The 12,834-nt window shown below is 37.9% G+C and carries 11 protein-coding genes; 8 read left to right on the forward strand and 3 right to left on the reverse strand.

The window, feature by feature from the left end:
• Positions 1-17: 17 nt before the first annotated feature.
• A complete protein-coding gene (locus GM418_RS04730; protein WP_158863663.1) occupies positions 18-1,211 on the reverse strand; it encodes an FprA family A-type flavoprotein in 1,194 nt (397 codons plus the stop codon).
• Between the two features lie 183 nt (positions 1,212-1,394).
• Between GM418_RS04730 and mltG the strand changes: the two genes are divergently transcribed.
• Positions 1,395-2,456, forward strand: a complete 1,062-nt coding sequence (gene mltG, locus GM418_RS04735) for an endolytic transglycosylase MltG (protein ID WP_158863665.1) — start codon at positions 1,395-1,397, stop codon at positions 2,454-2,456.
• Positions 2,457-2,522: 66 nt separating this feature from the next.
• On the opposite strand, the gene murB is transcribed toward mltG, so the two are convergent.
• A complete protein-coding gene (murB, locus tag GM418_RS04740; protein ID WP_158863667.1) occupies positions 2,523-3,539 on the reverse strand; it encodes a UDP-N-acetylmuramate dehydrogenase in 1,017 nt (338 codons plus the stop codon).
• Between the two features lie 356 nt (positions 3,540-3,895).
• On the opposite strand from murB, the gene GM418_RS04745 reads away from it, so the two are divergent.
• The 7 genes from GM418_RS04745 to GM418_RS04775 all read left to right on the forward strand — a co-directional run bounded on the left by GM418_RS04745 (position 3,896) and on the right by GM418_RS04775 (position 11,973).
• A complete protein-coding gene (locus tag GM418_RS04745) occupies positions 3,896-5,566 on the forward strand; it encodes a 7TM diverse intracellular signaling domain-containing protein (protein WP_158863669.1) in 1,671 nt (556 codons plus the stop codon).
• A 169-nt stretch (positions 5,567-5,735) separates the two neighbouring features.
• Positions 5,736-6,212, forward strand: a complete 477-nt coding sequence (locus GM418_RS04750) for a T9SS type A sorting domain-containing protein (RefSeq protein ID WP_158863671.1) — start codon at positions 5,736-5,738, stop codon at positions 6,210-6,212.
• A 73-nt stretch (positions 6,213-6,285) separates the two neighbouring features.
• Positions 6,286-8,244 (forward strand): hypothetical protein, encoded by a 1,959-nt coding sequence (locus GM418_RS04755; RefSeq protein ID WP_158863673.1) that lies wholly within the window; start codon positions 6,286-6,288, stop codon positions 8,242-8,244.
• Between the two features lie 92 nt (positions 8,245-8,336).
• Positions 8,337-10,328: a hypothetical protein gene (locus GM418_RS04760; protein WP_158863675.1), complete on the forward strand. Its 1,992-nt coding sequence runs from the start codon at positions 8,337-8,339 to the stop codon at positions 10,326-10,328.
• A 201-nt stretch (positions 10,329-10,529) separates the two neighbouring features.
• Entirely contained in the window at positions 10,530-10,649 is a 120-nt protein-coding gene (locus GM418_RS32040) for a tail fiber domain-containing protein (RefSeq protein WP_425482375.1), read from the forward strand.
• A complete protein-coding gene (locus GM418_RS04770; RefSeq protein ID WP_158863677.1) occupies positions 10,603-10,830 on the forward strand; it encodes a hypothetical protein in 228 nt (75 codons plus the stop codon). The genes GM418_RS32040 and GM418_RS04770 overlap by 47 nt, the downstream gene beginning before the upstream one ends.
• Before the next feature lie 30 nt (positions 10,831-10,860).
• A complete protein-coding gene (locus tag GM418_RS04775; RefSeq protein ID WP_158863679.1) occupies positions 10,861-11,973 on the forward strand; it encodes a glycosyltransferase in 1,113 nt (370 codons plus the stop codon).
• A gap of 7 nt (positions 11,974-11,980) precedes the next feature.
• Here the strand turns inward: GM418_RS04775 and GM418_RS04780 are convergent, their stop codons facing one another.
• Positions 11,981-12,700: a cell division ATP-binding protein FtsE gene (locus tag GM418_RS04780; RefSeq protein ID WP_158863681.1), complete on the reverse strand. Its 720-nt coding sequence runs from the start codon at positions 12,698-12,700 to the stop codon at positions 11,981-11,983.
• Between the last annotated feature and the right edge of the window lie 134 nt (positions 12,701-12,834).

Genomic DNA, 12,834 nt, shown 5'->3' on the forward strand with positions numbered 1-12,834 from the left:
TTTTTATGTGGTGAAGTCTAATTTTCCACAAGTAATTTGTCGGCCATTGCATTAGCCAGTTTTACCAATTCTGCTTTTTTATCGGTCTTTAATGCCCCCATTTCTTCAATTGGGTCATACACCATTTCCCATTTTATTTTTTCAGCAAATAATTTTAGATTTTTTACACCTCCGCCATTCCAGGAATAGTTTCCAAAAACTCCAAGGTAGTGGTCTTTGGGCGCCATATGTTCGATGGTAGAAAGCAAAATTTCAACATTCGGGAATAGTGAATTATTGTAAGCCGGGCTCCCGACAATAAATCCTTTATATTTAAAAATATCGTTAATTATATATGAAGAGTGGGTTTTTGAGGCGTCGTAAACCCGAATGTTTTTGATACCGCGAACCGCCAGCTGGCGTGCAATAACTTCTGCCATCCGCTGGGTATTTCCATACATCGAGCCATAAACAATAACCACACCACAATCTAAATCATACGAACTCCATTTGTTATAACGTGTAAGTACCCAATCCAAATCACTTCTCCAAATAGGCCCGTGGGTAGCGGCAATCATTTTTATATCAAGCGGCGCCAGCTTTTTAATGGCGCGCTGGGTATGCGGGCAATATTTCCCAACAATATTGGTGAAATAACGCATAACTTCCACTTCATAAAAATCGAGGTTTATCTCATCATCAAAAATACCACCATCAAGTGTACCGTAACTACCAAACGCGTCGCCCGAGAATACAATTTTTGAAGTTTCCTCGTATGTAACCATGGTTTCGGGCCAATGAACCATTGGAATCATCTGGAATTGCAACTTGTGTTTTCCCAAATCAATTCTATAATCATCATACACTTCCACCACATTTTTAGGTGTCAGGTAAAAACTTTCCACAAAACCAAACGTCTTTTTGTTTCCAACTAATTTGATATCCGGATATTTCTGAATAATACTTTTTAATGCACCCGAGTGGTCGGGTTCCATGTGGTTTATGATTAAATAGTCAATGGCACGATCTCCGATAATTCCCTCAATTTCATCCAAATACTCATCAATAAACGAGCGTTCAACTGTATCGACAAGTGCAATTTTTTCGTCAACAATTAAATAGGAGTTATATGAAATTCCATGCGGAATAGGCCAGATATTTTCAAAAAGATGGGTACGACGATCGTTAAACCCTAAAAAATAAATGTCTTCCGAAAGATTTACCTGTTGCATAATTCTGATGGTTTAAATTCAACTGTTTTGGCGCGAATTTAATCATTTTGAACCGAAAGCAATACATTCGCAAAAACCAGAAAGAGAATTAAAAACGATTAGATAATACAAAATCAGGAGCGTTTCGGAGCGGTTTATAAAATTATCGTATTTTTGACACGCAGATTTTGTAAAAACAAAAGGATGACCATTGATCAGAAAAGCAAAATTATGATGTTCCCAAAAATCGGGAAATTTATTATCATCTTTTTTTCTATCGCATTTATTGTTGCCGGGGTGCGGGCATATCAGCTCTACCGATATGTTTTTGAAGAAAATGTAAAAAATGAATATGTTCTGATTATTCCTGAAAATGCGACCTATGGCCAAGTTACCGATAGCCTTGTTACCAACGATATACTTATAAGTGTGAAAGCGTTCAAATGGGTGGCAAAAAAGAAAAATTACCCAATGGCAATTAAGCCGGGCCGCTACCTTTTTGAAAAAGGCATGAACAGCAATGAAATAGTAAATATGCTTCGCGGGGGATTACAGGAACCAATTGATGTGACTTTTAACAATGTACACTTTAAAGAAGATTTGGCCGGAAAAGTAAGCAAGTACATCCAGGCAGATTCTCTTTCGATTCTGAATCTTTTTTATAACAACGAAAAAATTAAGGAATACGGTTTTTCACCTGAAACTTTCCGCGCCATGTTTATTCCGAATACCTATGAATTTTACTGGACTACTTCGGCAGATGAATTTGCCGACCGGATGAAACTGGAATATGAGCGCTTTTGGAATGAAGAACGCCGGGCAAAAGCAGCAGAACTAAATCTGACCCCGGTGGAAGTTATAACACTTGCTTCCATTGTTCAGTCCGAAACATCAAAAAAAGAAGAGTTGCCGGTTATTGCCGGATTGTATATCAACCGATTAAAACGCGGTCAGCTTTTGCAGGCCGATCCGACGGTAAAATACGCCGTTGGCGATTTTTCGCTAAAAAGAATACTAAACAGACACCTTGAAATTGAATCGCCTTACAATACTTATAAATATGTAGGCTTACCACCGGGCCCTATTAATTTTCCTGAAACCGCTACAATTGATGCTGTTTTAAATTACGAAAAACACAACTATATATACATGTGTGCCAAACCCGATTTTTCCGGATATCATAATTTTTCGGCCACTTTGGCACAGCATAACAGAAACGCTGCTGCTTACAGGGCGTTTTTAAATGCCAACAAAATTTATCAGTAAAAATATCTTTCCTTTTGGAAGGGGGAATTAATTTGCACGAATTTTCAATTTGAAACAAAAATTATATTAAATGCAGTTAACTTCTCGTTCCAGTTCTACTCCAAACTTATCCAAAACCGATTGTTTAATTTTTTCCGAGAGTTCATAAATCTGTTTCCCGGTAGCCTTCCCGTAATTTACCAGAACCAAGGCCTGCTTTTCGTGCACACCAACATCTCCATCACGAAAACCTTTCCAACCGGCCTTTTCAACCAGCCAACCCGCGGCTATCTTCACCTTACCATCTCCTGCCCGATATACCGGAATTTCACCAAACTCTTTTTCAATTTCTTCTGCCTTATCCATTTCAACAAGCGGATTTTTAAAGAAACTTCCTGCACTGCCCAATTCTTTTACATCGGGTAATTTTGATGAACGAATTTCGTCTACTGCCTTTTTAATGTTTTCCAGACTAATTACACCTTTCTCGGAAACTTTTGCTTCCAGATTACTGTAGTCGAGCCTGAATTCGGGAAACTTATCCAGTTTAAAAACCACGGATGTAATGACAAACCGGTTTTTTAGCTCCTGCTTAAAAATACTGTTGCGATAAGAAAACCGGCATTCCTGATTGGAAAATTCAACTGCCTCATTTTTTTCCAGATCGTATCCCTTTACTTTTTCGATAACTTCGGAGACTTCCTGTCCGTAGGCACCAATATTTTGAACTGGAGCAGCCCCAACTGTTCCCGGAATAAGCGACAGATTTTCAATACCTCCCAATTGAGCATCGACACAATATTTTACAAACTCATCCCAAATTTCACCGGCACCAACCTCCATCCAAATATTTTGCCGGTCTTCGTTAATTGCATACACTCCGGGAATATTCGGATGAATAACCAAACCTTCAAAATCTTCCAGAAATAAAATATTGCTCCCCTCTCCTACTACCAGTATTTTTTCTTCTTTCCAGCTTTCGTTGGATTGCAGGAAAACTGTTAAATCAGCAATTTCTGTAAATTCAAAAAAATACTTTGCTTTTGCTTCTATGTTAAATGTATTAAATGGCTGGAGAGAGTAATTTTCGAAAAACCGGATCATTGACTTTTTTTTGTAAAGATAATTTTAATTGTTAAAATCTTCTGTTGAGCATTTTATTTCTAACGGCAATAAAACCATTATCTTTTGAAAGAGTACCAACCGGAAATACCGATCGCCTGCATATTGTCATTTTGTTCAATATGCAGTTCTTCAATGTATCGGCATTATCCATTGCAAAATCTTTTATTTTGCTACGCGGCACTAAATAATACAATTGGTATAAAAAAACAAATTTTATTTTTATTACACATAAGTTTATTTTACTTCCGAATAAAAAAATTCTTTAGTAATTTCACCCGCATCCAAATAATCTAATTTCGTCTCGTTCTATGTATTTTCATCATAAAAGAATATGCTTGTTCACAATCATACTGCTCGCTGTTCTTTTGCCTGCTAAATTATTTTCAAAAGAGAAAAAAGAGTTAAGGCAGGAACTTCCGGAAATAATTTCAAAATTACAATTTTACAAGGGTCACGAAGATTTATCGGTTGATTCAGTTCACAACCTGCCTGAAAATTTATTTAAAGAATTTACAAGTTATACCATCTCCGAAAAAGAAGTTTTCTGGCTTAAAATTGTAATTGACAACCAACAGGCTGCAACCGATGAGTATTTTATTCATTTTAATAGTCATTTGGATGATATTTATTTATACCAGAAAAATGATAACGGTGTATGGATTGAAGAGCGATCCGGCGTTCTGATACCTGAAAAATTAAAAACAGTAAAAGGCTTTATTAAAGATAAAATTCCTTTTACAATTTCAAACGGAAGCTCGACCATTTTATATCTGAAAATAGAAAACCAGATAGAAAAATATCTGGATACAAAAAAAATCTGGATAGTTGATTCAAAATCATTCAATCGTATTTTTATTCAAACCAAACAGATACAAAGCATTTTTTTAGGGATTGTTGTTATTTTATGTTTTTTTAATCTTCTGCTGTTCCTCTCCACCGGAACCAGAATATACCTTTATTACATGCTGTACGCAATTTTTTCAAGTATCTATTTTATTTACGCCTTTCAATATTTCGAAACGGGTTATTTTGCCAACCACCCCCACGTGAGCTTATACCTTTTTTTCTCGGCAACTTTTATTCCCGTAGTTTACTGTTGGTTCCTGTACGAATTGTTAAAAACAGATGTTAATGACTTTGTACGAAGCATAGTAAAAAAATATGCAATTACTGTTTCGGCTTTTGCCCTGCTTATTCTTATAATCGCACTTTTTGACTATACGACAGGTGTGTTGGTAGATGATATTTATTCTATTGTAAATTCAATAATTGTTGTTTTACTTGTAGTTTTATTGTTTCGAAAGGTATCAAACACGGTAAAAATTGTCTTAAGTGGTTCTGTATTTTTAGTCGCAGGGGTGTTTTCAACTATCGTACTAAATTTTCAGAATGAGACTCCGGGCCACGGATATTTCTTTCAGAGTGGTTTTTTTATTGAGTTGATTTTTTTTACTGTAGCCATAAACTTCACTTACCAAAACGAGCGGCTTGAAAAATTAAAGTTTGAACTTAAGAATGCCAGTTTAGAAAATGAAAAACTGGCTAAAGAAAGAGAAGCCCAAAAACTTCGGGAACAAATCAACCTGAAAGAACGCGATTTAGCAACCAAAGTTTTCGCTATATCGCAAAAAGAAATGCTAATCAAAAATGTAACCTCTCATCTGGAAAAACAAGTGCAAAATAATTCGGTAAAAGTGAAAGATATCAAAGAGGTAATTTCAAATCTTAGTTCAAAAATGAACGATAATCACTGGGAAGAATTTGAGACTCATTTTATACAGGTTCATCCGGATTTTTACAGGTTACTCAATAAAAAATATCCGGGCCTGACAAGAACCGAGCGAAAACTATGTGCATTTATTAAATTAAACCTAACAACCAAAGAAATTGCCGGCATAACAAAACGGAATCCTGAGAGTATTCATATGACACGGTGTCGCCTTCGAAGAAAGATGGGATTGAACAAATCAGAGAACCTTGACAATGTGATAAATAACATCAAATAAACTCACCTAACTATTCATTTAAAATTTACTTCAAGCTCCTTCTCCAAACGCTTTTTCAGGACATATTTTTCCGATTGTATAGACTTTGTTAGGTGTTTTTTACCCGATAACAACCTAACATTTAATATTTTTAGCCCGATACCAAAAATTAACATTAATCTTTTTTGCAATGAGAAAATCGGAGGTCTGTATCATCATTATTTTTCTTTGTCTGTTCTCTGGCGTAAAAGCACAGGAAGTTGTTGCTACTGCCGGGAATAGTTTTACAAACAACAATTTACAACTCAACTGGACATTGGGCGAGTCAGTAATTTCAACACTGTCAAACCAGAATACTGTACTTACGCAGGGATTTCATCAGTCAAAAATTATTGTAACTGCTGTGGATGAATTTCCGGAGCTGTCTTTTGATATTTCGGCTTACCCTAATCCAACCAGCAACCATTTAAAAGTTAAAATAGAAAAAACCGGGCAGCAGGATTTATTTTATACACTTTACAGCCTGGATGGAAGAATAATGGCTCAAAAACAAATCGAAACATCCGTTTCCGAAATTCCAATGTACTCTTATGTATCCGCGACCTATCTTTTAAAGGTTTTTAATAAAAACAATGTGTTAAAAACATTCAAAATCATAAAAAAATAATTTTGGCTTTCCTCAATTCCATACCATAAATGTGTTGCCCCCAAACCTGATTTTTAAAATTAATAAAAAAAATATGAAATTTATAACTACATTATTTATTGGCCTACTTTTTTGTTTGGCCACTTTTGCCCAATCCCCACAAATGTTTAACTACCAGGCCGTCTTGCGCGATGCTTCCGGAAATACTCTGGCCAATCAGGACGTGGAAATTGGTATTGTCCTTTTACAGGGCAGTGCAACCGGCAGTGAGGCATTTTCCGAAACACATTCTGCAACAACCAACAGTTTAGGCTTGGTAAACCTGCAAATTGGTTCGGTAAATACTACCGGTATGGAAAACATTGACTGGAGTTCCGGGCCGTATTTTATTCAAATTTCGGTAGATGGAACCGTGATGGGAACCAGCCAGTTATTGAGTGTTCCGTATGCACTTGTCGCCGGTTCGGTAGCTGGCGGAGATAACGACAACGACCCCGAAAACGAAATCCAAACTTTAGATTTTCAGAACAACCAGTTATCCATTAGTCAGGGAAATTCCATCGACCTCTCTCCTGTACTCGGACTGCTTGATACAAGCACTACCAACGAGTTGCAGGACATCAGCCTGTCGGGCACAGAACTTTCCATTTCGCAGGGGTCTTCTGTTAATTTATCAGTATTACAGGACGGAACCGGAACCGATAATCAAACTCTTCAATTGTACAACAACCGCTACCTGGACATTTCAAACGGAAATTCCGTAACCTTGCCGTATGTTATTAACGAGAGCGACCCGGTATTTGGCAAGTGGGACAAAAGTACCGGCATTACAATTACCGAATCACAAATTTCCGACCTGAAACATTTTACCGGCGACAGCATTACCGGAAACGAAACTGCTTTTGATGGTTGGGACAAAGACGCAAGCGACGATTTTACCACAGCAGATGAAAAAGACCCGATTTACGCTGCCGACAGTGCTTTTATAAAAACAGGTGTACAAAGCTGGAACAATTCACTGGCAAAGAATATTACAGAGGCCGATACAACTCGCTGGGGACAAGATTCAGACTCAACCAACGAATTACAAGCCCTTTCTATCAGTAATGACACAATATACCTTTCAAACAGTGATTACGTTAAACTACCGCTTGCCACAACATTAGCCGATGCCGATAAGGATACAAAAATACAAGTTGAAGAAAGTCCTGATGAAGACAAAGTAAGAATAGATATTGCCGGAAAAGAAACCATGACAATGGATGCTGAAGGTACAATTGTAAATTTGCCGACAAGTAATGAAAACAGTAGTTTTAATATTGTTAAAAACAATGGTACATCCGTATTTAAAGTAAATGGAGCCGGACAAATGGCAGGCGATGGAAGCGGGCTTTCCAATGTCAGGGCTCTTGCAGATTATATCGGTGGAAACCAACGTTATCAGATTACTGCTAATTATGGTTCGTATAACTGTGTAAGGCAGGTAACATTAACTGTTCCATCAAGTGGAATATGTTTTGCAATGGCCAGTGGTTATGTTGATTGGGAATCAAAAGGCTGGGATTTGCTTTTAACATCCATTTTAATGGATGAAGACCCAAATTCTTCATGGACTGCTGAAAATCATTGGTATAATTATTTGAATATTATAACAGACTACAATTGTACGGATTCTTCCGATCAATATACCACTTATGCCCAGCACAGATGTTTTTCTGTTGGTGCAGGGGAGCATACTTTTTACCTGTGGGCAAATAAATACACCTCTTCTTCAAAAACCGAAGTTGGAGATATTAATTTAACGGTATTGTTTTTTCCAACCGGTGGCTCAGGACCTGCAACAAAGTCAATGCTCAAAACAACCCAGTTACCCGATAGTGTGCAAAATTACAGTTTCATTGAAGGCAGCGTTGATGGTAATTCTCCCCCTGTTTCTGATGAGTTACCCTCTCAGGATGAGCCTTCAGAGTTAAAAATATTAATCAATCAACAAGATAATCGGATAAAAGAACTTGAAAAGAAACTTGAATTGCTACTATCGAAGAAGCTTTAATAATTCTTTGACATTTTCAAATAAACAGTCTCCCTCGTTGACACGAATTTGTAATCCGTGCTTTTAGATTAAGATTACTAAAAAGAACAAAAATGAAAAAACTAATCACATCAATTTTTATTCTGATGCTTGGGCTGACAACCTTTGCCCAAATCCCCCAAAGGTTGAATTACCAAGCTGTCCTTCGTGATGCCGGCGGACAGGTAATAGCGAACCAAGATGTAGAAATCAGTATTGCTATTTTACAGGGTAGCGGAACCGGAAACGAAGTGTTTTCCGAAACACATTCTGCAACAACCAACAGTTTAGGCTTGGTAAACCTGCAAATTGGTTCGGTAAATACTACCGGTATGGAAAACATTGACTGGAGTTCCGGGCCGTATTTTATTCAAATTTCGGTAGATGGAACCGTGATGGGAACCAGCCAGTTATTGAGTGTTCCGTATGCACTTGTCGCCGGTTCGGTAGCTGGCGGAGATAACGACAACGACCCCGAAAACGAAATCCAGACTTTAGATTTTCAGAACAACCAGTTATCCATTAGTCAGGGAAATTCCATCGACCTCTCTCCTGTACTCGGACTGCTTGATACAAGCACTACCAACGAGTTGCAGGACATCAGCCTGTCGGGCACAGAACTTTCCATTTCGCAGGGGTCTTCTGTTAATTTATCAGCATTACAGGACGGAACCGGAACCGATAATCAAACTCTTCAATTGTACAACAACCGCTACCTGGACATTTCAAACGGAAATTCCGTAACCTTGCCGTATGTTATTAACGAGAGCGACCCGGTATTTGGCAAGTGGGACAAAAGTACCGGCATTACAATTACCGAATCACAAATTTCCGACCTGAAACATTTTACCGGCGACAGCATTACCGGAAACGAAACTGCTTTTGATGGTTGGGACAAAGACGCAAGCGACGATTTTACCACAGCAGATGAAAAAGACCCGATTTACGCTGCCGACAGTGCTTTTATAAAAACAGGTGTACAAAGCTGGAACAATTCTTTGGCAAAGAATATTACAGAGGCCGATACAACTCGCTGGGGACAAGATTCAGACTCAACCAACGAATTACAAGCCCTTTCTATCAGTAATGACACAATATACCTTTCAAACAGTGATTACGTTAAACTACCGCTTGCCACAACATTAGCCGATGCCGATAAGGATACAAAAATACAAGTTGAAGAAAGTCCTGATGAAGATATGCTTCGGGTTGATATAGCAGGTAACGAAACCTTAACGATGAGTAATAGTACCGGAACTATTTTAAGATTACCAACCAACGATGATAACAGCAGTTTAAAAGTCTCAAAAAACAATGGAACAGTTGTTTTTGGTGTTGACGGGCAGGGGTTGCTAAATGGAGATGGAAGCGGATTATCCAATGTGAAATCATTATTGGGATATAGTGGTGGTGATTACAGAAAACAAGTGACGTCAACAGACCCATATAATCCAACACTTATGAAAACTGTAGAAATAACAGTCGATGGTCCAGGTAAAGTTTTGATCCAGGCAACGGGTTATGCCGACTGGGAAAGTACAGGTTGTGATTATTACAGGTTGAGTGCACTTCCAGATAATATTCAAACAGGTTCCGTGTCATTTGGGAATAAGTATTTTGACTATTTAATGATAGATACAGACAAAGGTTGTCAGGATTCATCAGACCAATACAGCCCTCTTGCTTACTCCAGGGTATTTAATGTTGGCTCTGCCGGAACATATACATATAATTTATGGGCTGACCGGGTATTTAGTTCTTCATTGGTTGAAATGGGAGATATTAATATGCAGGCAATTTATTTCCCGACAGGCGGCACCGGAAGTGCAACTTTAAAAAGTGCCGAAATAAGGGAAGCAGAAGAAAACAAAGAACCTTTCGACCGTTCGCTCCCACGTAATATTGACGGAAGTTACTCCGCAATCCAGGCTGATAATGAGTATGAGATAAAATCACCGCCTTTGGGTGAATTAGAGACCCCAAAAATTATAAACCAACAACAGGAAGAACGGATAAAAGAACTTGAAAAGAAACTTGAATTGCTTTTGCAGGAAAAACTTGAGTGATTGGGTGTAATTTTCCCAAATCTTTGGCTCCCCTCGCTGGCACGGATTTGTAATCCATGCTTTTAGATTAAGATTACTAAAACGAACAAAAATGAAAACTGTAGTTCGGGAGTTTATCTTTCCCCCGAAGAATCAGCTTGGTGGATTGTTTCAGACTCTGCAAAAAAAGAGAACTTTTTAGACGCCAATGGAGAATATTTTTTGGAAAGTATTTCAAAGATGAAACCTGGAAATTGGAACTACAAATCACAACGGTCTTCAAATTTAAGGCATTATGGACCGAGAGCACAGGAGGTATATAAAGTATTTCGGAAAGGATGAATTAGATATAATTGGGTGCGACACATTATTAAATACCTGTGATATTTATGGAATAATGATGGTTGGTATTCAGGCCTTGGAAAAACGCCAGTACCGTTGCCAAAGAAAAAACAGCAGCAATAAAACAACATTAAACTGTAGCCCAAAATTACACATGGTTAAAATATTTTCCCAAAAGTAAAGTTCTATCTTTACCGGGAATTATACGAAGGTGGCAAAAACAACCAAAAAACGAATCATTGTTTCTGTAACCAGCGATTTGGTTTCAGACAACCGTGTGCATAAAGTTTGCACCTCGCTGTTAAAAATGGGATTCGATGTTTTGCTGGTTGGCCGCAAAAAAAGAGACAGTTTGCCCCTGCAATCCCGCAAATACAAAACCCGCCGGTTTAAATTACTTTTTGAAAAGGGGCCGTTTTTTTATGTCTGTTTCAATTTACGCTTGTTTTGTTTCCTGTTCTTTTCAAAAACCGATGTTTTGCTTGCCAACGATCTGGATACGCTGCCCGCAAATTTTCTTGCTTCAAAAATCAAAGGAAAATCGCTGGTTTACGACAGCCACGAATATTTTACCGAAGTGCCGGAACTGATAAACCGGCCGCAGATACAGAAAATATGGAAGCAGCTGGAACAAAAAATAGTCCCTAAAATAAAATATGCCTACACGGTTTGTAATTCCATTGCTCAAATTTATTCTGAAAAATATGGCACAGCCTTTAAAGTAGTAAGAAATGTTCCTTTTGCGGGTTCTGTTTCGGCAAATTCCTTAAAAGGAAACAACGGAAAAACAGTTTTGTACCAGGGTGCTGTGAATGTAGGGCGTGGATTAAAACAGGCAATTTTAGCCATGGAGGAAATGGAAGGTGTAAAGCTGATAATTGCGGGTGATGGAGATATAAAACCTGAATTGGAAAAACTGGTAAGGGAAAAAAAGCTGGAAAACAAAATTCAGTTTACCGGCCGTTTGAGTATAGAAGAACTATCGAAAATTACTCCACAGGCTGACCTGGGATTATCCATTGAAGAAGACATGGGACTAAATTACCGTTTTGCCCTGCCCAACAAACTGTTCGATTATATTCAGGCCCAGGTGCCGGTGCTGGTAAGCGATCTGCCCGAAATGGCAGCCATTGTAAAACAATATAAAATCGGAGAAATTACTTCTTCGCTTGAACCTGAGTTTTTAGCAAAAAAAATTAAGAAGGTTTTGTTTGATAAAGATGCGGAAAAAGTCCGGAGAAAAAATCTGACGACAGCAGCAAAAGAACTGACGTGGGAGAAGGAAGAAAAAGTTTTGCACGATATTTTTAAGAATTTTCTTTAACCGGAAATCAATTGGCATCCAGCATGCTTTCAAAATCGACCATGGTTTTATTTGTTTCTGAATCATTCAACACCCCCGCAGCACATACTAAAGTACGGGTGGGCTTTTTGGCAATCACTGCATAATCATGGGTAGACATTAAAACCGTTTTTCCGGCTTCGTTAAGCTGAATAAATAAATCAAGTATTTCTTCCGAAGTTTCCGGATCAAGATTTCCCGTTGGTTCATCGGCAAGCAAAATCAAAGGATCGTTTAATATAGCACGGGCAATTACTACGCGTTGTTGTTCTCCGCCACTCAGCAGATGGGGCATTTTTTTAATTTTATCAGCAACGCCAACTTTTTCAAGTACTTCCTCAATACGCAATTCTATTTTAGTTTTGTCGGTCCAACCCGTTGCACGTAAAACAAAAGCCAGGTTCTCATACACGTTTCTGTCGGTAAGCAATCTGAAATCCTGAAAAACAACCCCTAACTTCCGACGCAACAAATACACTTCTTTATTTTTTAAATTCTCAAGTGATATTCCCGCAACCATACCCAGCCCTTTTATCAAAGGAATTTCTGCATTTAACGTTTTTATCAAACTGGTTTTACCGGTTCCCACTTTCCCAATTATATAAACAAATTCCCCCTCGTTCACAGAAAGATTTACATCAGAAAGTATTTTGTTTTCTCTCTGATAAATATCCGCTCCAACCAACTCAATAACCTTACTTTTTTCCATAAACCCAAAATGTAACCGAATATAAATGTAAATTTCTGAACTAATAATATAATAAACGAAAGAAATAAACAGTTTCTTGTTAAGAAAATACAATCATTTGGGAGGCAGCAACCCAATGTTTATTTCTATTTTAG

This window comes from Maribellus comscasis, from assembly GCF_009762775.1.
In the GTDB taxonomy this organism is placed as follows: Bacteria; Bacteroidota; Bacteroidia; order Bacteroidales; family Prolixibacteraceae; genus Draconibacterium; species Draconibacterium comscasis.